The organism is Thioclava electrotropha (assembly GCF_002085925.2).
Classification (GTDB): domain Bacteria; phylum Pseudomonadota; class Alphaproteobacteria; order Rhodobacterales; family Rhodobacteraceae; genus Thioclava; species Thioclava electrotropha.
The window spans coordinates 2432251-2452304 of record NZ_CP053562.1; the positions used below are offsets into that span (position 1 = coordinate 2432251).

At 66.3% G+C, this 20054-nt stretch carries 22 protein-coding genes and 1 pseudogene; 1 reads left to right on the plus strand and 22 read right to left on the minus strand.

The genetic code is table 11. The features are described 5' to 3' along the window. On the plus strand, nt 1–1359 hold the full coding sequence (locus tag AKL02_RS11555) for a pyruvate dehydrogenase complex dihydrolipoamide acetyltransferase (RefSeq protein ID WP_083077250.1): 1359 nt from the start codon (nt 1–3) through the stop codon (nt 1357–1359). Nucleotides 1360–1430: 71 nt separating this feature from the next. Here the strand turns inward: AKL02_RS11555 and AKL02_RS11560 are convergent, their stop codons facing one another. The 22 genes and pseudogenes from AKL02_RS11560 to fabF form a co-directional block, all read right to left on the minus strand. Then, nucleotides 1431–1865 (minus strand): DUF4174 domain-containing protein, encoded by a 435-nt coding sequence (locus tag AKL02_RS11560; protein WP_083077253.1) that lies wholly within the window; start codon nt 1863–1865, stop codon nt 1431–1433. 125 nt (nt 1866–1990) lie between these two features. Continuing rightward, nucleotides 1991–2797: a serine O-acetyltransferase gene (gene cysE / locus AKL02_RS11565; RefSeq protein ID WP_078540612.1), complete on the minus strand. Its 807-nt coding sequence runs from the start codon at nt 2795–2797 to the stop codon at nt 1991–1993. 29 nt (nt 2798–2826) lie between these two features. After that, nucleotides 2827–3171, minus strand: coding sequence for a DUF7742 family protein (locus AKL02_RS11570; protein ID WP_083077257.1), 345 nt, complete (start codon nt 3169–3171; stop codon nt 2827–2829). A gap of 1 nt (nt 3172) precedes the next feature. Then, nucleotides 3173–7191: pseudogene (locus AKL02_RS11575) on the minus strand (baseplate multidomain protein megatron). Nucleotides 7192–7203: 12 nt separating this feature from the next. Then, nucleotides 7204–7641: a C40 family peptidase gene (locus AKL02_RS11585; protein ID WP_232621606.1), complete on the minus strand. Its 438-nt coding sequence runs from the start codon at nt 7639–7641 to the stop codon at nt 7204–7206. Continuing rightward, nucleotides 7638–8528: a phage/gene transfer agent baseplate hub protein gene (locus tag AKL02_RS11590; RefSeq protein WP_083077260.1), complete on the minus strand. Its 891-nt coding sequence runs from the start codon at nt 8526–8528 to the stop codon at nt 7638–7640. Before AKL02_RS11590 ends, AKL02_RS11585 begins: the two co-directional genes overlap by 4 nt. Beyond that, nucleotides 8525–9157 (minus strand): DUF2460 domain-containing protein, encoded by a 633-nt coding sequence (locus AKL02_RS11595; protein WP_083077262.1) that lies wholly within the window; start codon nt 9155–9157, stop codon nt 8525–8527. The genes AKL02_RS11590 and AKL02_RS11595 overlap by 4 nt, the downstream gene beginning before the upstream one ends. 10 nt (nt 9158–9167) lie before the next feature. Beyond that, on the minus strand, nt 9168–9830 hold the full coding sequence (locus tag AKL02_RS11600) for an RcGTA-type gene transfer agent tail tape measure protein (protein ID WP_083077265.1): 663 nt from the start codon (nt 9828–9830) through the stop codon (nt 9168–9170). After that, the gene (locus tag AKL02_RS11605) at nt 9827–10036 is read right to left on the minus strand and encodes a rcc01693 family protein (RefSeq protein ID WP_083077268.1); all 210 of its coding nucleotides are present in this window, start codon (nt 10034–10036) and stop codon (nt 9827–9829) included. Before AKL02_RS11605 ends, AKL02_RS11600 begins: the two co-directional genes overlap by 4 nt. Next, nucleotides 10033–10362 (minus strand): gene transfer agent family protein, encoded by a 330-nt coding sequence (locus tag AKL02_RS11610; protein ID WP_083077271.1) that lies wholly within the window; start codon nt 10360–10362, stop codon nt 10033–10035. Before AKL02_RS11610 ends, AKL02_RS11605 begins: the two co-directional genes overlap by 4 nt. Next, complete coding sequence (locus AKL02_RS11615; protein WP_083077274.1) at nt 10362–10775, minus strand: phage major tail protein, TP901-1 family; 414 nt, start codon at nt 10773–10775, stop codon at nt 10362–10364. Before AKL02_RS11615 ends, AKL02_RS11610 begins: the two co-directional genes overlap by 1 nt. A gap of 82 nt (nt 10776–10857) precedes the next feature. Next, nucleotides 10858–11265 carry a DUF3168 domain-containing protein gene (locus AKL02_RS11620; RefSeq protein ID WP_083077278.1) on the minus strand — a complete coding sequence of 136 codons (408 nt, stop codon included), beginning with the start codon at nt 11263–11265 and terminating at the stop codon, nt 10858–10860. Further along, the gene (locus tag AKL02_RS11625) at nt 11262–11600 is read right to left on the minus strand and encodes a head-tail adaptor protein (RefSeq protein WP_083077281.1); all 339 of its coding nucleotides are present in this window, start codon (nt 11598–11600) and stop codon (nt 11262–11264) included. The genes AKL02_RS11620 and AKL02_RS11625 overlap by 4 nt, the downstream gene beginning before the upstream one ends. Then, nucleotides 11597–12190, minus strand: coding sequence for a head-tail connector protein (locus AKL02_RS11630; RefSeq protein ID WP_083077284.1), 594 nt, complete (start codon nt 12188–12190; stop codon nt 11597–11599). Before AKL02_RS11630 ends, AKL02_RS11625 begins: the two co-directional genes overlap by 4 nt. A gap of 194 nt (nt 12191–12384) precedes the next feature. Further along, entirely contained in the window at nt 12385–13584 is a 1200-nt protein-coding gene (locus AKL02_RS11635; protein WP_108722359.1) for a phage major capsid protein, read from the minus strand. 39 nt (nt 13585–13623) lie between these two features. Next, nucleotides 13624–14181 (minus strand): HK97 family phage prohead protease, encoded by a 558-nt coding sequence (locus AKL02_RS11640; RefSeq protein WP_083077287.1) that lies wholly within the window; start codon nt 14179–14181, stop codon nt 13624–13626. A gap of 10 nt (nt 14182–14191) precedes the next feature. After that, nucleotides 14192–14425 carry a GTA head formation protein, RCAP_rcc01685 family gene (locus AKL02_RS11645; RefSeq protein WP_083077290.1) on the minus strand — a complete coding sequence of 78 codons (234 nt, stop codon included), beginning with the start codon at nt 14423–14425 and terminating at the stop codon, nt 14192–14194. Between the two features lies 1 nt (nt 14426). Continuing rightward, the gene (locus tag AKL02_RS11650; RefSeq protein ID WP_083077292.1) at nt 14427–15629 is read right to left on the minus strand and encodes a phage portal protein; all 1203 of its coding nucleotides are present in this window, start codon (nt 15627–15629) and stop codon (nt 14427–14429) included. Nucleotides 15630–15781: 152 nt separating this feature from the next. Beyond that, on the minus strand, nt 15782–17158 hold the full coding sequence (locus tag AKL02_RS11655) for a DNA-packaging protein (RefSeq protein WP_408648096.1): 1377 nt from the start codon (nt 17156–17158) through the stop codon (nt 15782–15784). Further along, nucleotides 17088–17453: a hypothetical protein gene (locus AKL02_RS11660; RefSeq protein WP_232621607.1), complete on the minus strand. Its 366-nt coding sequence runs from the start codon at nt 17451–17453 to the stop codon at nt 17088–17090. The genes AKL02_RS11655 and AKL02_RS11660 overlap by 71 nt, the downstream gene beginning before the upstream one ends. Before the next feature lie 156 nt (nt 17454–17609). Then, on the minus strand, nt 17610–18776 hold the full coding sequence (gene mltG / locus AKL02_RS11665; protein ID WP_083077297.1) for an endolytic transglycosylase MltG: 1167 nt from the start codon (nt 18774–18776) through the stop codon (nt 17610–17612). After that, entirely contained in the window at nt 18776–20038 is a 1263-nt protein-coding gene (gene fabF / locus AKL02_RS11670; RefSeq protein ID WP_083077300.1) for a beta-ketoacyl-ACP synthase II, read from the minus strand. Before fabF ends, mltG begins: the two co-directional genes overlap by 1 nt. Between the last annotated feature and the right edge of the window lie 16 nt (nt 20039–20054).

Here is a 20054-nt window from a genome sequence, read left to right on the forward strand (position 1 = left end):
ATGGCAACCCAGATTTTGATGCCCGCCCTGTCGCCCACGATGGAGGAAGGCACGCTCGCGAAATGGCTCGTGAAAGAGGGGGACGAAGTCTCCTCTGGCGACATCATCGCGGAGATCGAGACCGACAAGGCCACGATGGAATTCGAGGCCGTGGATGAAGGCGTGATCGGCAAGATCCTCGTCTCGGAAGGCACCTCCGGCGTGAAGGTCAACGACCCGATCGCCGTGCTGCTGGAAGAGGGCGAGGATGCAAGCGCCGTGGACGAGGCCGAGAGCCCCGTTCCCGGGGAAGCACAAGCCGAAGCCGCTGAGGATGCGAAAGAGACCAAGGACGCCGACAACGCGCCCGCCGAAAAGAGCGGCGCGAAGTCGGCCCCGAGCGCCGCGCCGAAGACCGAGAAAGCGCCCGCCGCCCCGCAGGATGCGGATGGCAAGCGCGTCTTCGCCTCGCCGCTCGCACGCCGTATCGCCGCCGACAAGGGCGTCGATCTGTCCGCGCTCAAGGGCTCGGGTCCGAAAGGTCGCATCGTGAAGGCCGATGTCGAAGCCGCTGAAGGTGGCAAGGCAGCCCCGGCCAAGGCGGACGCGCCGAAAGCGGAGGCCGCGGCCCCTGCCCCGGCAGCACCGACCGTCTCCTCCTCGGCCATCGCCAAGATGTATGAGGGTCGCGATTACGAGGAGATCGAGCTCAACGGGATGCGCAAGACCATCGCCGCGCGTCTCACCGAGGCCAAGCAGACGATCCCGCATTTCTACCTGCGCCGCTCCGTCAAACTCGACGCGCTGATGAAATTCCGCTCGCAGCTCAACAAGCAGCTCGAGGGGCGCGGCGTGAAGTTGTCGGTCAACGACTTCATCATCAAGGCCTGCGCGCTGGCGCTGCAATCGGTGCCGGATGCGAATGCCGTCTGGGCCGGTGACAAGGTGTTTAAGCTGAAGCCCTCGGACGTGGCCGTCGCGGTCGCAATCGAAGGCGGGCTGTTCACGCCGGTGCTGAAGGATGCGGAGATGAAGTCGCTCTCGACGCTGTCTGCGGAGATGAAAGACCTCGCCGCCCGTGCCCGCGACCGCAAGCTCGCGCCGCATGAATATCAGGGCGGCAGCTTCGCGATCTCCAATCTCGGCATGTTCGGGATCGAGAATTTCGACGCGGTCATCAACCCGCCCCACGGCGCGATCCTCGCCGTCGGCGCGGGCATCAAGCAGCCGGTCGTGAATGACGAGGGCGAGATCGAAGTGGCGACCGTCATGTCCATGACGCTCTCAGTCGATCACCGCGTGATCGACGGCGCGCTCGGCGCTGAGCTGATGAAGGCGATCTGCGAGAACCTCGAGAACCCGATGCTGATGCTGGCCTGAGGCCACATCATCCCTAGACATGACAAAAGGCCCGGACCGCTTGGTCCGGGCCTTCGCTTATCTTCGAGGGATCAGTCGGCTCGCATCTCGCGCTGGCGCATCGGCATCGCGTCGATGGTGGCGAACAGCGTCTCAACCGGGATCGGCTCGGCGCGGTCCATCTTCACACCGCCATCCTTGCCGATCAGCAGCATCCGGAATCCGTCGACCCCGAGCTTGTCGCGCAACGCGCCGCCCGCGTTCGGCGCGGTATCGGCCAGCACGGTGATGTCGCGCTCGGCGACACCATCCGCTTGCGCGGTCACCATCTTGCGCGCCGCGCGAAACTGCGGATCGGCCTCCGAATTGGCAAATATCAGCACCACGCGGCGATCCCAGCGATAAGGCGCGAGATCGCTCTGATCGGCTGGCAGCGTCTGCAGTTCGCTGCTCGCGCTGGCGCTGGAAAGCCCCATCGGCGCGCAAACGAGAAGGGCCGCGAGCCCGGTCATCCAAATCGGTTTCATGTCGCTCTCCTGTGATCAGTCAGCAGAGCTACGCCCCGAGCTCCTGCCCGGGTTCACTTTGGCCAAAGCCAGTCATGAAAAAAGCGGAGCCGAAGCCCCGCCTGTCTATTCCATGTGAGACATGCTCACTTGCTGTGCAAAAGCTGATCCATCTCGCGCGCGGGACGGTCGCAGCCCGCCTCGCCCACGATCTTCGCGGGCACCCCGGCGACGGTCTTGCAGCAGGGCACGTCTTCCAACACCACCGAGCCCGCCGCGATCCGGCTGTAATCGCCGACATGGATATTCCCGAGCACTTTCGCACCCGCCCCGATCAGCACGCCATTGCCGATCTTCGGGTGACGCTCTTCGTCTTCCTTGCCGGTCCCGCCAAGCGTCACCGAATGCAGCATCGAGACATTGTCGCCCACCACAGCCGTTTCCCCGATCACGATCGAATGGGCATGGTCCATCATGATGCCGCGCCCGATCTTCGCGCCGGGATGAATGTCCACACCGAACAGCTCGGAGGTGCGCATCTGCACGAAATAAGCCATGTCGCGGCGACCATTCGTGAACAGCCAATGCGCGATCCGGTAGCTTTGCAGCGCCTGAAACCCCTTGAAGAACAACAGCGGCTGGATCAGCCGGTGGCAGGCCGGGTCGCGCTCATGCACGGCCACCAGATCGGCCCGCGCCGCCTGCCCCAAGGCGGGATCGGCGGCAAAGGCTTCCTCGGCGATCTCACGCAGAAGCTGCTCGCTCATCTCCGCCGAGGCGAGTTTCATCGAGAAACGATAGGCCAGCGCCCGTTCTAGCGTCGGGTGATGCAAGAGCCCGGCATGGATCAAAGACCCCAGAAGCGGCTCGTCACGCACCGCAGCCCGCGCCTCGTCGCAAATCTGCGTCCAGACCGGATCGACGGTGGTAACCTTGGCCATCTGCTTGTTCATCGGATTACTCCCTCTTCGCGCGCAAGAACTTAACACATAGGCTTCCCGGCGAATAGAGGAAGGGGCGTTTTGTCATTTCGCTTAAGGGGCTGTCGCGTCAAGCGCCACGCGGCCATCCCCGCACAGACACAGCCCAGCGCGCGCAGGTAGCCCGGATCGCCCGGCCCGGCTTTCGCCCGCGGCAGGCCCAGCGCCATGCTCAGGACCGAGCCGTTACCCCAGTGCGGATGCGCGCGGCGGAATCGCTTGCAATAGAGGTCCGCCGCATGAACCCGGTCGAGGAGCCGGTGAAGCCGGTCCATGCGCCGCGCATCGGGCCAGAGCATCACCGCCCGCGCCAGTGCCATCAGATCGCCGTCCAGCACCGCGCGCATCTCACCCGGTCCAGGTCAGCCGCGCCGGCAGTCCCGGGCCGAAGACATCCGAGACCTGCGCCACCTCGAAGCTCGGCGCGCCGATCATCCCGTCTTCCGCGCGCTCTGCCGCGCCATAGGTCCACTCCGGCGCGCTCACGATCACCTCGCGCCGGATCGACTGCCCCTCGAACACCCGCACCCGGTAGCGCTCCGACACCTCGCCCAAAGGCACGTCCAGCGCCTCCCAGTCGTCGCCCCCGATCCGCGTCCGCCGCACCCAGCTCAGCCGCAGATCACCGCCCAGCGCCTGCGCGCGCAAATGACATGGCGACAAGGGCCGCAGCCCGATCCCCGCAAAGGCTTGAACCGTATGAATATAGGAGGGGTCATCATACCCGCGACCGGCAGGCCCCACCCGGTAGTGACGCGCCTGATTACGCGCCGACGGCGGCACCTCGATCTGGCGCGGCGTCCCGTCGAGCAGCACGACGACCGAACCTTCCGGCCACGCATCGGGCATCAGCGCATCGCTCCCAGCCTGCCCGCGCAAGCGCATCGAGACATTCCAGACGCCCGGCTCCACGGGCTCGGCGGCCCGGAACTGGAACACCTCCCAGAGATCAGACGAGCCATCCCCGATCGCCATCGCGTTCAGTCCCGCCAACACACCCTCTTCGCTCGCGCTTTCCAAGGCCCCCGACAGCATCTTCACGCGCAAGCTCGGCCCGCGATCCCAGAGCCCGGTTTGCGCATGCGACAAGATCGTCTGTGTCACCCCGATCGCCGCTTGGGTTTCGACTTTGGTATTAACCGCATAGCCCGCATCCTCGAGCGCGGAATACAAAGCCGCAGCCCCCGGCCAAGGACTCGCCGTCACCGCCAGATGCGGCGCATAAGGGTCTTCCGTACCTGTCAGCAACGGTAAATCAAGGAATACCGGCGTCACCGGCACTGGCGGCGTGAAGCTCTCGATCCGCGCCACCTCGTCGGTTTCCTCCGAGGCCTCATAGATCCCCGGCTCGACCCGGACCGCCTCCACGCGGATCGCCTCGGCACGCTCCATCCGGTCGATCCGATAGCGCCGCGCGCCCTCCTCGGTCTGCAGCACCACGACATCCCCCGGCCCGAGCCACCCCATCGACGGCGGAAGCGTGATCTGCGCCGTATCGCGCGCCACCCGCGCCTCCGAGAGCCATCTGTTCACCACGCGCATTCCCTCCGCCCGCGTCAGCGCCAGAGGCGCCTCGCTCGCAGAGGCGGGGCCGTTTTCCTCGTCAGGGAAAATCGCCTCCACGGCGCGGGTCTCGAAGCTACCATCGGCCTCGAAATAGGCCAGTCGCACACGTCCCGCGATCTCCGCCTCCGGCGCACGCCGCGTCTCCAGGCTCTGATCGTCGCCATCCAGCGCCAGCAGCGGAGGCATCACCTCCGCATCGACCGACGCATCGCGCATCCGGAACACCAACTCCCCGTCGCGCTCCACCGCATCGAAACCGTAGATCAGGCTCAGCGACTGCAACGCGCCGCGCGGCGTGATCCCCCCGGGCATCGCATATCCGCGCACCACCCCGTGCAGCGCGCTCACATCGAACACTTCGACCCCCGCGAGCGCACAAATCTCGCCTACGACATGCGCCAGAGGCTGCGCCGTCGCCCGCCCCGAAATCCAATGCCCCCGCGCATAATTCGCCGCGTCGTCCCATACCTCCGGCAGACCGGGAAATTGCGGATAGGGCCGCACATCCCACGCCCAGACATGGGCGCGTGCCATATCCACCATCGGTCGGCCGCAATATTCCGAGATCGGATTGTTGGCCTCTTCCCCCCAATACTCGGTCATCGCCCGCAGATATTGCATCTGGATGTAATCATCGCGCCGCCCATCCGAGTAATGCGGCAGCGCGCTTTCCGAGCTTTTCGGGTCGAGGAACTTGTTCGGTTCGTTCGTCCCCTTGTCGATGGCCGCACAACCCATTTCCATGAACCATATTGGCTTTGAGCGCGGCACCCAAGCGGTCGGCGCCTCGATACGCACGCCGCCAATCCGCTCGTGATGGTCATGCTCCCACCAGCCGCGAATGTCCTTGTAGCGCCAGACCCAAGGCTCGCCATGCTCGCCATCGGTGATCGGCGTGCGGATCTGCGCGTCACGATGCTCGGGCGAGGCGTAATACCAGTCGAACCCCTCCCCGCCCTCGATATTCGATTGCAGATAGCCGAGATCGTAGATCGTGCCCCAATGCGCATCCGCGTGGTGTTCTCCCTCCCGCCAATCCGACAGCGGCATGTAATTGTCGATCCCGATGAAATCGATATCGTCATCGCCCCAAAGCGGATCGAGATGGAAAAACCGGTCGCCGTTCCCCGGCTGGTAGCCGAAATACTCGGTCCAATCCGCCGCGTAGCCGATCTTGCACTCCGCGCCGAGTACCGCGCGCACATCCCGGGCCAGCTGCACCAGTTGCGCCACCGCCGGGAAACTGTTGTCTGCCCCGCAGATCTGCGTCAGAGACCGCATCTCCGACCCGATGCAGAACGCCTCCACCCCGCCAGCGAGCTTGCACAGATGCGCATAGTGGAGAATGAAGCGCCGGAACGACCATTCCTCCGGCCCGCTATACGTCACAGTTTCGCCAGACGCCGCGAAGTCTGCCACCTGTGCCGCACCGAAAAACGCCGCCACCTCATCGGCCGCTGCCGCCGTTCCATCCGGCGAGCCTGCGCGTCCCGGCGCTTCCGAGGTCGTTATCCGACCCCGCCACGGCAGCTTGGGCTGGCTCGCCGCATCGCTCCACGGATCGGGCAGCGCATTGCCCTCCAGTTGATCCATCAGGATGAACGGATAAAACGTCACCGCCTTGCCCGCCGCGCGCAACGCGTCGATCGCCTCGATTACTGCCCCATCCGCCGGCGTCCCGCCATAGACCGAGCGCCCGTCGAGCTTCGGGACCTCTTCCACCTGATTGCGCCAAGCGCCCGAGACGCGCCAGCGCATCTCTTTTCCGTCGCGCCAGCGCTCGCCCACCTTGGGCTGAATCTGACAGCGATTACAGCGCAGGTCGTCCCCGAACCAGGAGACGACCAACGAGGCCGCCCCACACTTGGGCAATTCCTGATCGAGCATCTCGAGGCTCGCCGTGAAATCCGTCCCCCCATGCGGGGCATGCTGATTGACCGGTGTCGCGTCATCGTCGATCCCCCAACCGCTGAAGATCGACAGCGACAAGTTGGAGGGATAGGTCAGCGCCTCGAGCAGACCTCCGAGCAGGCTGTCGTCCCCCGCATCGCCCAACAGGTCATTCCAGTAGAAGCGCACCTTCGCCTCGCTGACCCGCCGCGTCGCGAGCGAATACTCCCCCGTCCCCGGGATCAGCGCCACCGCCTCGATCGCCTGCGTCAGATCAGGCGCACCGCGCACGCCGTCCCCCTGCGCCGGACGCACCACCTCGAAGGTGAACTGCGGCACGCGGTTGCCGAACGGCTTGAGCTGCAGGTTCTCGAAAACGACATAGGCGATCCCGCGATAGCTCGGCGCCTCGCCCATGCCCTCGACCGCTTCGATCTTCGGATCGGGCTGCTGATCGTCCGAGCCGCTATAGACCCGCATGTTCAAATCGGACGGATTGACCTCGGATCCATCCGCCCAGATCCGTCCCACGCGCAGGATCTCCCCTTCGCCGAGCGCGACCGCGAGACTGACCGAATAGGTATATTCGATGAAGGTCGGCTCGCCCTTGCCGCCGCCGCTCTTGTGCTTCTTCTCGACGAAGCGCGTGGCCCAGATCACCTGACCTGCCACGCGCATCCGGCCCCAATGCCGCCCGAGCCCCTCGCCCTCGGACGCGCTCGTGAGCCGCAGACGATCGACCCGCCCGGTCTCGACCGTGCCCGAGCCCCCGCCTAGCAATTGCTGATCGATCGCCCGGCCCAAGGTCGCCCCGACCGCACGCCCAATCACCGCACCGGAGAGCCCCAGAATCGTGCCCCGAACCCGGCCCCGATCGCGGCCCCCGCCGCTGACAGCAAAATCGTCGCCATTCTCCGGCTCCTTCATCGAAATTGAAAACGCGCCACAATGCGCCGCCGCCATGGCAGGCTCAGCGGGCTCTCGAGCACCCCATGCCCGGCATAGGCATGAATGAATGTCGGCCCCTGACCGACCTCGCCCGCAATCCCCAGATGCTTGGCGACAGCGCCCGCGCGCATCCGAAACAGCAGCACATCCCCGGACCGCGCGACCCCGTCCCACTGCGCCATCTGTGCCCGCAGACCGCGCTCGAACGCCTCGTCGCGCCCCGCCTCGCCCCAGTCGGGTGTGTAGACCGGCACGGCATCGGGCTCGCAGCCATAAAGCGCGCGCCAGATCGCCCGCAGAAGGCCCAGACAATCGCAGCCCACCCCCTGATGCGAGCCCTGATGCAGGTAGGGCGTGCCGATCCAGCCCCGCGCGATCTCCACCGCATGCGCCGCCCGGACCTCAGCCGTCACTTGAACAGGCTCCCGCCCGTATTGCCGCCGCCCTGCACCGGGTAGGACGTCAACCAATCCACTCCGGGAATGTGTGGAAAGCCGCGGAAATTCAGAAAGTTGGCGAATTTTCCCTTACAGGTCTCGGCCCGCTTGTCGCAGCCGGCCTCAAGGCGCACCACATCGCCGACGGCCACATCCGCGCCAATCCGCGCCCACAGCTCGATCTCGCGCCCCGCATCGCGCACCCGGTCCACCTTGATTACGCCCACAAGCCCCGCAGCCGCCCCCGAGATCACCCGGAACCGCCCCTTCTCGAACCAACGCTCGCCAAAGCCACCCAGGGTCTCGAACCCGAACACCACCGAGCCTTCGACAAAATACACCGGCCCCTCGTGGAAATAGCCCAGCTGCCCGGTATCGAAGCGGCAAGCGCCATCCCCCAGCACCGCCGAACAGCGCGGATGATAAATCCGGCCCTTCTCGGCGCCCAATGCCTCGCTCAAGCCCCGCAGCTCTGCCGTAAACGCCCCGGCCCCGCGCGCGATCTCGCCCAGAGACCCGCGAAACAACAGCGCCCGCTGATCGACATCAGCCCAATTCACGATCCACGCGCGCACCTCGGCCCCGTCATAGCGCCCGGCCAGAATATCCGCCTCCGAGATCGCCTCCGAACTCAGCGCGCCATAGACCTCGGAATTGTCGACCGCCAGCCCCGTGCCCTGCGCCACCGCCTTCGCGGTCATGCCGCTCTCGGGTTCGAACGCGATCCCGTCGAAGGCCAGCCCGCCATCGTGATCGGTGAACCCCAGCACCACGCCATCGCGCCGCGCAACCGCCCAGGCCCGCGCAATCGTCGTAGCCCCGCTCTCAAGATGCGCCCGAAGCGCCTCCGGGTAGCCGCTCATATCCGCACCTCCACGACCGGAACCTGCGGCATGTCACCCGCCTGAAAACTCTGCACCGACACCTGCACCGCATCCGTGTCGAAGCGCACCGGCACGTCGAACTCGAACCCTGCGGTGATCGGCGCCCCTTCGGCGGGTGGATCGACGAACGTCACCTGCCCCGTCGCCAGATCGACCGCCCAATCCGCGGCCTCCGCCTGATAGCCACCCTGAACACCCAGCTTCACCGAGCCCGCAACCGGCTTGGTGATCGGGCGGCGATACTCCGCCCCGCCCGAGGCATAGAGCTTCGAGAGCTGAAACACCCGGTTCACACCGTCGCCATGCCCGATCAGCTGGTCCTCGTAGCCCTCGGCCTGAGAGGGCGCGCAGCTTTTGAAATCCGCCCAGTCCTTCCAGCGAAACCCGTGCAGCTGCCCACCGCGCGCCTCAAAGAAGGCCAGCAGCCGCTCCACATCATCGAGCGAGCGCAACCCGACCCCCGCATCATAGCGTCTGCGCGAATGCGCCCAGGGGCTGTTGCGCTCCTCGAACCCGTTGGTCAGCGTCACGATCTCCGTGCGCCGCTCCGGCCCGCCAACCGAGCCAAAGCTCAGATTCGCGGGAAATCTCACCTCGTGAAATGCCATCTTTGCCCCCTCAGCGGTTGCGCTCGCCACGCGCCAGCGCCCGGCTGACCTGCGCCGCGATCTGGCTCGACGAGCGCTGGAACCCGGCGACATCCGGCGTCGTGACATTCATCACCACATTGACCGCGCGGCCGCCGCCCTGCGCCGCCACGCCCAGCCGCCCATCGGCTCCGCGAGCCAGCGGCATGATCGCCTCCGGTCCCGCCTCGCCCATCAGCCCGGTCGCGCCCCGCATCGCGAAACTGGTCGGGCTCGACACCACGCCGCCCTTGGCGAAGGGCATCACACGCCCCTGAGAAAACGCCCCGCCATCGGCGAAGGGAAACATCCCGCTCACCAACCCGTTCAAGCCGTTCGCGACCGCCCCACCGACCGCTTGCTGCACCGGCTTCATCGCGACGTTATAGACGCTGTCGGCCATGCTGCGCGCGACCTGCCGCAGCGCATCCGACAGCCGCAAACCGTCGAACACGACCCCGTCGAAAGCGCTGCGAAGATGCCGCCCGAAGGCGTTGCTCAACGTGCCGACCTCGCGCCCGGTAAAGGTCAGGCTTTCGCGCATCGCGGAAAGCTCCTGATTGAACACCTCCGCCATCGCGCTGGCCCCGCCAAGCGCGCGCTCCAGCTCGACCGCCTGCGCGCCCAGCCCATCCAGATCATCCGTATCTATCATTTCCGTCCCTCAATCCTCGTCGGCGCATCGGGAAACCGCGCCAGCAATTCATCGAGCCGCGCGCGTCCCATCGGCCGCGCGATCGGCCCGCCCGCGCCCAGCATCAGCGCCAGCTCCGCCGGGCTCAGCGCCCAGAACTCCGCCGGTCGCAGCCGCAACTCCTGCAAGCCCGCCCGCATCAGCCCCGGCCAGTCGAGCCCGCTCACGCCGTTCCCTCTCCGGGCAATGCGAAGGCCCGCGCCAGCAGCTCCGCCGCCTTGCGCGCAGCCCCCAACGGGCCGCCGCCGATCTCAACGCTCCGCAGATCGCCCGCACAGCCCTGCCAGCCACCACCGCGCAGCCCCGCGACGATCACCGCCAGAACATCGCGGCTCGAGAACCTCCCCGCCTCGAACCGCTCGACCAACGCGATCATCCCGTCCGTCTCGCCGATCTCGGCCTCCAGTTCCGCCAGCGCGCCCAACGTCAGTTTCGCCACATGCCGCTGCCCGTTCAGCACCAGCTCGACCTCGCCTGCCCACGGGTTCGCCATCAGATCGCCGTGAAGCTCAGCGCACCCGCCGAGGCCATTGCGATCTCGTAATTGGCCTCGCCATCATGGCTACCCGCATAGTCGATCGAGGTGATCATGAACGGCCCCTGCACGATGCCGAAATCCGGGATGACCACCTGAAACTGCGGTACCTCGCCATCGAAGAAGACCTGCCGCGCACGCTCGTCCGTGCCCGCATCCTTGAACACGCCAGAGCCCGAGATCGCAGCCGAGCGCACACCCGCACCGCCCAGCAATTCGCGCCAGCGCCCTTCGCTTTCCAGCGAGGTCACATCGACCGTCTCGGCGTTGAAAGTGATCCGCGTGGCGCGCAGCCCCGCGATGGTCTCGAAGGTCTGGACCCCGTTCAGGTCCAGTTTGATCAGAAGATCCTTGCCGTTTTGCGCCGCCATGGCCATTTCTCCGATTTTCGATATTTTGTTTCCGCCAGAGCGACAATCGACCGGCCGAAAAGTTGCAAGAGTGAAAGTCTTCTCAGCCCTCAACCCGCGCGCGGAAGGTCAGATCGAGCCGCCGGGACGCGCCCTTATCGACCCGCCGAGCACGCGCCTTGAGGAACCAGAGCCCCACGACGCGCCCCCGCGTCAGGCTCAGCGGCACCTCCAGAAGCGCATCCGAAATCGCCGCCCCGATCTCTTTCGCGGCATGAAATCCGGCTTCGTCGCTCACCACCGAGACGGTGAAATCATGCACCGCCCCGTCGCCCGTCATGTCCGAGGCATCGCGCGCAGTCTCCGGGCCGAGGCTGACATAGGTACCGCTCGCAGCCCCCGCGGGCGCCGCGTCATAGACTGCCGCCCCCACCAGCGCCGTGAGCGCCGCATCGCCCTGCAACCGCGTATAGACGGCTTCCTGCAAGGCGGCTCCGATCGCATAGCTCATGCCACCACCTCCTCACGCGCGAAACAGGTCAGGTAATGCGCCCCGGCATCCGCCTCGGCCACGGCAAGGATCTGGAACACCCGCGCCCCCTCGCGAAACCGCTGTTCGGGCTTCGGCCTGCGCGGCGAGCCTTCGGGCGCCGCGCGCACCGTGATCTTCCACGGCACCGAGGCCAGCGTCACGAACTCGCCCGCGCGCTCCACCCCGGTTCCCGGTTTCATCTGCGCCCAGAGGATGCCCAGTTCGAACCAGGCCTCGATGAAGCCCCCAGCCCCGTCCGGCACCCGCTCGGGCGCTTCCAGCACCAGCGGCCGGTTCAGAAACGGCGCCTTCATCCCCGACCTCCCAGCACGCGCACCGTGCGCCAGCGTTCGATCAGCGCGGCCACGCCGAAGGGCATCTCACGCCAGCCCGCGCCCTCCGCACGATGCTCGTAATATTGCGCGGCCAGCAGAAACACCGCCTGTGCCAGATCGGCGGGAAGATCGGCCCAAACAGGCCCAAACCCAGCAGTAAACCGAACCTCCGCCACGCCGCCTGCAGAGATTGCGGGCAGCACGCCCCCAACCGCCGCCAGTCGCGGGCGCTGCAGATCCTCAACCAACCGATAGCGCTCCGGCGCGATCACGGTGAACACCTCCGCCGCATCGACCAACCGGACCTCAGTCACCGCACTCACCGGCGCCACCGGCAACGTCTGCTCCACCGCATCGCGCCACGCCTCAAGGCTCAGCACGAAATCCCGCGCCAGCAGCGCTTTCGCCGTGCGCCCCTCGATCGCCGCCATCGCTGCCCGCAGGTAGCTCTCCAGCGACGCATCCTCCGCCCCCACATCGGCAAACCCGGTGCCGAGCCGCAGATGCGCGCGAAATTCCGCGACAGGCAGCGCGCTTGCCGCCACCGCCGTCTCTTCCGTCAACATCATGACATTCCTCCGCAATTCGCGTGGTCGCACCCCCGCCCGGGGATGCCGCCAATACCATGTCGGGCGCGAGCCCCGCCGCCGCTCGAACGGAGGGAGCAGCTAGGCGACGGCCGTCAGCCCCGCGCCCGCCCCGAAAGCCGGTCACCCGGCCCCGGGGACCGGAAGGCGCCGCCTCCCGATCCCGCTCACGCCCCTCAGGCGAGCGCGAATTTCAGCAGCTTGATCGCGGCGAAATCGCTCACATCGCCGCCCACGCGCTTGGAGGCGTAGAACAGCACATGCGGCTTGGCCGAGAAGGGGTCGCGCAGCACCCGCAGGTCCGGGCGCTCGGCGACCGTGTAGCCCGCGTCGAAATCGCCATAGGCGATCGCGAAACTGTCCGAAGCGATATCGGGCATGTCCTCGGCGATCAGCACCGGGTAGCCCATCAGGCGCGGCGGCTCGCCCGCAGCCAGCCCGTCAGTCCACAGGAAGCGCCCATCGGCATCCTTCATCTTGCGCACCGCGCCCGCGGTCTTCGAGTTCATCACGAAGCTCGCATTGGCGCGATATTCGGCCTCCAGCGCATAGACCAGATCGACCACAGCATCAGCCGGGTTCGCGCCCGCGAAATCGCCATCCGCGCCCGTCGCGACATAGCCGAGCGAGCCCCAGGCCCAGGCGTCATTGCCAACCTGCGGATGGGTCAGGAAGCCCGTGGGCTTGTCGACGCCATCGCCCGAGATGAACGCCGCCGCCTCGGCGCGGGCGAATTTCTCTGCGATGCGCTGCGCCAGCCACGTCTCGACATCGAAGGCGCTGTCATCGAGCAGCCGCTGCGAGGCTTTCGGCATCGCGGCCAGTTCGTGCAGCGGGATCGAGATACGGTCGATCTGCGGCGTCGCGGTCTCGGTCAGCGCCGCCGTCTCGGTGGCCCAACCCGAGCCCAGCTCGCTGCGATCGACCAGCACATCGAAGGACGTCGCCTCGACATTCACCACATTCGCGATCTGGCGGATCGAGGCCGTCGACGTCAGCACCGAGCGGATCGTCTCGGAGGTCTGCGGATCGACCAGATAGCCCCCTTCGGCGGCAACCGAGCTGTTGAGCGCCTTGCCCTCGAGGCTCAGCCCGCGAAGTGCGTCGTCATCGCCCGAACGCAAATACGCCGCGAAGGCCTTCTGATGCGGCGCCTCTTCAGTCGCGGCGGCGGAAAGGGCGGGACGCCCGGCGGTCATGGATTTGCTCTGCAGCATGGTCAAACGCTCATCTTGTTGTTGCATTTTCACTTCAACTTCATCGCGGAAGGTTTTGACTTCCCTTACGAAACCGGCCAGCGCGGATTTCAGCTCCACGGCCGGATCGGGCCCCTCGGACATACCCGTCCCGGCCCGAGACTTGCTCTCGGTCTTCATCGTCATTCCATCTCCAATGGGATCTTTCGCCCGCCCGCCTCAGCGACCGGCCAGTTCCGCCGTGGCACTGTGAAGCGCCGCGGCCAGATCGCGCAGGTCGCGCTCCAGGCTCTCGCCCTTCGCCGCCACCCGCGCCTCGCGAAGCATCGGGAAGGTCACGAGCGACACCTCCCAAAGCTCCAGTTCCGCAAGCAGCCGCTGGCCTTTTGCGTCCTTCTCGGCGGCGACCGTGCGATAGCCGATCGACAGCCCGTCGATCGCCCCTGCCGCGATCAGCGCCGCCGCTTCGCTTGCGCGCGCCACGCCCGGCAGCAGCCTGCCCTTGACGTAAAGCCCGCGCGCGTCTTCCCGGATTTCGTCCCAGATGCCGATCGGCTGGGCCGGATCGTGCTGCCAGAGCATCTTCACCGTCCCGCCCCGCGCAGCGAGCCGCGCGAGCCCCTTGGCATAGGCGCCCTTGCAGACCACATCGCCGCCCTGATCGGGCAGGCCGAACAGGCTCGCATAGCCCTCGATCACCGTCCCGTCGCTGATCTGAACGGGCCGCATCTCGCTCGCGCAGAACTTTAACTCCAGCCCGTAATTATCTGTATTCATGTAACTTCCCTTATCTCGGGCCAATCTCTACGAGGCTGAGAACCGCCTGCGTCAGGATCACCGCCACCACGCCGTAAACCGCCATCCAGAGCCGCCGCTCCAACCGTTCGATCATCACCTCGATCCGGTCGAGCCGCTGTTCCACCTGCGAAAATTGGAGCTGCATGATCTTCTCGGTCGCCTGCATCCGCTCTTCATGGACAGCGAAGGGCTCCTTGAGATATCGCGACCCACCATCGGCCATCTCAGCGCTCCGCCGCGTCCGCCGCCCCATCCGCAGGCAGCGGCGGAAGACCCAGCAGCGCGCGCTTCTCCGCGGACGTCAGAAACGCCACTTCTCCGATCCGCTTCCATTGCTGATCGCGCTCGACCGCCAGCGCCGGGATCTGGTCCAGATCGGGCTTCAGGCTCACCCGCTCCCCCGCCCATGTCGACAGCCACCACGCCACATCCGCCGCGACCTTCGTGGCCAGCGGCAGCACCGTCAGCCGGTAGAAGGCCCTATGCGCCTCGGCGTAATTCGCGTAAGTGGCATCGCCGGGGATCCCGAGCAGCATCGGCGGCACCCCGAAGGCCACCGCGATCTCGCGCGCCGCAGCCAGCTTGGTCTCGTGGAATTCCATATCCGACGGCGAGAACCCCATCGGCTTCCAGTCCAGACCGCCCTCCAGCAGCATCGGCCGCCCCGCATTGCGCGCGCCCTGATGATGCGTCTCCATCTCGAAGACGAGCCGGTCATACTGGTCCGGGCTCAGCGTACCCTGCCCATCGGTCCCCTTGTAGACGATCGCCCCGGAGGGACGCGCGGCATTGTCCAGAAGCGCCTTCGACCAGCTCGATGCACTGTTATGCACATCCACCGCCACCGCCGCCGCCTGCATCGGCGACAGCCCGTAATGGTCGTCCTGCGGGTGAAACGCCCGCAGATGGCAGATCGGATCGGGGCTGCCGGTCATGTCGAACCGATGCTTGCGCCCGGCCACCGTATAGTCATAGGCCACCGGCCAGCCATCCGCGCCCGGCACGATGCTCATCCGGTCGGCGCGCAGCACATGCAGCTCGCGCGGCAGGCCCGGCTCAACCGCCACCGCCTCCAGATAGCTGTTCCCCGACAGCAGCATCTGCCCGTAAAGCGCCTCGAAGAAGGCGCCCTTGCCCTGCGCCGCGTTGGGCCGCGCGATCAGGTCGAGCACGGGATGGATATCGTAGCGCCGCTCGGCGTCCTGGCAGACCAGCGGCAGGGCGGCCGCAGCCTCCGCGATCAGCTTCACGCAGCGAAACCCGACCGGGTTGCCCGTAAACCCCGCCCGTGTCAACGAGCCCACATCGCGCGGCGACCAGACCACCCGCCCCGATCCGCTCGCCATCGCCACGATCCGTCCCGTCGCCGAGGCCTTCACCTCCGGCGGGCCCGCGCCGTCGGATTTGCGAAAGATGTTCCAACCCATTCCCGTCTCCTTCTCGCGGCCCCGTCGCGGACCGGCTGGCAAAGAAAAAGGGCCGGGGAATACCCCAGCCCTTGCTCTTGATTTCATCTGTCACGCCGGGGGTTTTGCCCCCGCGGCCCCCCGCAGGATTTTTCGACCAAGCCGAAAGAGGCTCAGAGCCCCCGCAGCTGCGGCCTGCGCCAATGCGCGGCCGGTTCGAGGATCAGCTCGGTCACCGCCCAGACCAGCGCATCCACTCGGTCGGGCGAGCCCTTGCCCTGATAGCCCTGCAGCCCCATCCGGCACATCTGATCTTCGAGCGCGCCGAGATCGGCGGATTTGAGGTGCGCCACGCGCCCTTGCTCGTAGAGCGCCGCCACCGGTTCCGCGCGCGCCGATTTGCCCCGGCTGGCACGCAGTGCCTTGAACGGGATCAGCGGGTCGATCTGGCGCAGCACGCTCTCGATCAGATCGCCGCCTTGATTGACCTCGGCCACCAGCTTCTCCGCGCCCCAGCGTTCCATCGCCGCAATCCCGGCGCGGGCCCAGTCCATCGGCTTGCCGCGGATGCTGGCATCTTCCAGCACCACAGCGCGCCAGTCCTGCACCAGGCCTTGTGTCTTCGCGCCCACCACCACGATCCCGCATTCGTCCGAGGCCGCCTTGCCGCTGACCGAGGGATCGAGCGCCACCACGATCCGATCCAGATCACCGGGCTCGCTCACGCGCGCACCTTCGAGCAGCGCCGTTGACCACAGCGCGCCCTCGATATCCTCCAAGAGCACCCCGTCCAGCTCCTGCCGCCCGAGCCGCGTACCGGCATAGCGCGCCCGAACCTCGGTCAGGAAACTCTCGGCCAGATAGGCCCGGTTGGCCTCGGTCGGCGCACGGCTGACCACCGTCGATAGCGTCTCCAGAATGCGCTTCAACACGCCCACATTGCGCGGCGTCGTCGTGATCACCTGCTGCGGATGCTCACCGAGACGCAGTGCGAATTGCAGCATGTCCCAGACCTCCTCCGCCTTCTTCCATTTCGCCAGCTCATCGACCCAGGCCGCATCGAATTGCGGGCCCCGCAGCGACTCGGGCTCATAGGCCGAGAAGGCCTGCGCGGTCGCCCCGTTCGGCCAGACGAGCCGCCGTCTTCCCGCTTCCCAATCGGGCCTGCGGTCGGGCGGAGAGCAGGCGAGTATCCCGCTCTCCCCCATCACCATCACATCGCGCACCTGATCGAAGGTCTCGCCGACCAGCGCCACGCGCCGCGCCTTTCCGGGGTCGAGCGGCCGTGCGCCTTCCACCTGCGCACGCACCCACTCGGCCCCGGCCCGCGTCTTGCCCGCGCCGCGTCCGCCCATGATCACCCAGGACTTCCAATCCCCTTCGGGCGGAAGCTGATGATCCAACGCCCAGAACTCGAAGATCCAGGGCAGCGCGAGCAATGCATTGTCGTCGAGCCCATCCAGAAACGCCTCGACGCTCTCAGGCGTCGCGGAGGCGAGCCAGGCGGCGCCCGATTTCAGCTCTGGCGGCATCGAAGTCGAGCGCGCCATCGCGTCCGGCGGCGACACCTGCCAGCTGTCTGCGGAGTTTCTCGACACGCGATCGTTCCTCCATCACCAAATGAAAAGCGGTGCGGAGGTCCTTGATTGCCTGCACCGCCGCTTTCGCCTCGGATATGTCGCCGCGCCGCACCCCCTGCAGCGCCTGCGCCAGCTCCTCGGCCACGTCCCGATAGAGCGCTTCGGTCTGATCCAGAAGATCGACCGGCGCCCCCGCCTCGTTCACTTTGTTGTCTTGCATCACTGACGAACCCACCCGTTCCAAGTTGGTCCGTTCGAGAGACATGAAAAAACGCCGTCGGGTTTCCCCGCGGCGCTTGCCACTTCTCCTAGCATTCCAAATCTCTACCCGAGAGCGTTCGCAAAGTCAAGCTCTAAATTCTGGGTTGTGCCATCCGGCCAAAAAAGAACCCCGGCGAAAACCGGGGTTCTTTCTAATTTATCAATTGCTTGACGCATCTTCCTGACGCTGTTTTTCGATCTCGCGCCACTTCGCTACGTTCCGATTATGCTCCTCGATCGTGCTCGAGAACGCATGTCCACCGGAGCCATCGGCCACGAAGAACAGGTAGTCGGTCGAATCGGGATGCAGCGCCGCCTCGATGGCCGCCTTGCCCGGATTCGCGATCGGTCCGGGCGGCAGCCCGTCGATGACATAGGTGTTGTAGGGCGTGGCCTTGCGCAGCTCGGACTGGCGCAGGCCGCGGCCGAGCACGCCCTTGCCTTCGGTCACGCCGTAGATCACCGTCGGGTCGGTCTGCAGACGCATCCCCTTCTCGAGACGGTTGATGAAGACGCTCGCCACTTCCGGGCGCTCTTCGGGCACACCGGTTTCCTTCTCGACGATAGACGCCATGGTCAGCGCCTGCTGCGGATCGTCATAGGGCAGCCCGTCTGCGCGTCCGTCCCAGGCGTCGGCGAGGATTTTCGACTGGCGATCTGCCATCAGACCGATCAGCGCCTGCCGGTCGGCCCCGCGCGTCACCTCGTAGCTGTCAGGTGCGAGCGTGCCTTCGCCCGGCACCCCGTCGATCTTGCCCGACAGGAAGCTCGCCTCCTGCAGACCCTGCACGATCTGCCAGCTGGTCACACCGTCGACCACCGTCACGCGGGTGCGGACATCGGCACGGTCGGCCTTGTCCTCGAACCCTTCGGGCGGCTTCTCGCTCTCGGGATTGTATTCCGCGACCTTCTGATAGTCGCCCGTGGTCGGGTCTAGCTCGCGCAGCAGCACTTCGTTGCCGTTCACGCCGATCCGGAACACCAGTTCCGACCCGCAGGTCGACGGACCACCGGAGGTGATCTGACCGACGATGGACTGCATCGAGGCGTTCGGCTCGATCAGGTAGGAGCCGAATTTCAGCTTGTCGGCCTTCTCCTCATATTGCGCGCCCGTACGGAACAGATAGGAGGACGAGATCGCCCCCTTGTCTTTCAGAGTAGACGACACGCCCTGCAGGCTTTCGCCCGGCGCGACGCGCAGGCACATCGCCTCGGCCAGCGGGCCGGGCTCGACATATTGATTCTTCGCCCAAGCGACCAACCCGCCAAGCGCGACGAGAATAACGATCAGCAGCGTCAGGAAATTCGAGACGATGTTACGCCACATCAGCTATCCACCTTGCCCATCACGAGGCTCGCATTGGTGCCACCGAAGCCGAAGCTGTTGGACAGCGCGACGTCGATCTTGCGCTTGACCGCGGTCTTCGGGGCGAGGTCGATCACGGCCTCTTCCGGCGGATTTTCAAGGTTCAGCGTCGGCGGTGCGATCTGGTCGCGGATCGCGAGGATCGAGAAGATCGCCTCCACCGCGCCGGCAGCGCCCAGCAGGTGGCCGACCGACGACTTGGTCGAGCTCATCGTAGCTTTCGAGGCCGCATCGCCCAGCAGGCGCTGCACCGCGCCCAGTTCGATCACGTCGGCCATGGTCGAAGTGCCATGCGCGTTGATGTAATCCACCTGATCGGGGTTCAGATCGGCCCGCTCCAGCGCGGCTTTCATCGCGCGGAAGCCGCCATCGCCATCCTCGGACGGCGCGGTGATGTGATAGGCATCGCCCGACAGGCCATAGCCCAGCACCTCGGCATAGATCTTCGCGCCGCGCGCCTTGGCGTGCTCGTATTCCTCAAGCACGACGCAGCCCGCGCCCTCGCCCATCACGAACCCGTCGCGGTCGGCATCCCACGGACGGCTCGCAGCTTCCGGCTCGTTGCCGCGCTTCGTGGACAGCGCCTTACAGGCGTTGAAGCCCGCGATGCCGATTTCCGAGATCGGGCTCTCCGCGCCGCCTGCGACCATCACATCGGCATCGCCCAGCATGATCAGACGCGCGGCATCGCCAATCGCATGCGCGCCGGTCGAACAGGCGGTGACGACCGCATGGTTCGGACCCTTGAAGCCGAAGCGGATCGAGACCTGGCCCGAGACGAGGTTGATCAGCGCGCCCGGGATGAAGAACGGGCTGACGCGGCGGACGCCCTTTTCCTTGATCAGAACGGCCGTATCCGCGATCGAGCTGAGACCGCCGATCCCCGAACCGATCATCACGCCGGTGCGCAGACGGCCCTCTTCGTCCTGCGGCTCCCAGCCGGAATCCTTCACCGCTTGCGTCGCCGCCGTCATCCCGTAGAGGATGAAATCGTCGACCTTGCGCTGCTCTTTCGGCTCCATCCAGTCATCGGCATTGAACGTGCCGTCGGACCCGTCGCCCAGCGGAATCTCGCAGGCGTATTTCGTGGTCACATTGGACGCATCGAAGCGCGAGATCGTCCCCGCCCCCGATTGTCCCGCGATAAGCCGCGACCAGGTCTCCTCGACGCCGCAAGCCAGCGGCGTGACCATTCCCAGACCCGTGACTACTACCCGACGCATGCCCGACCTCTTTCTC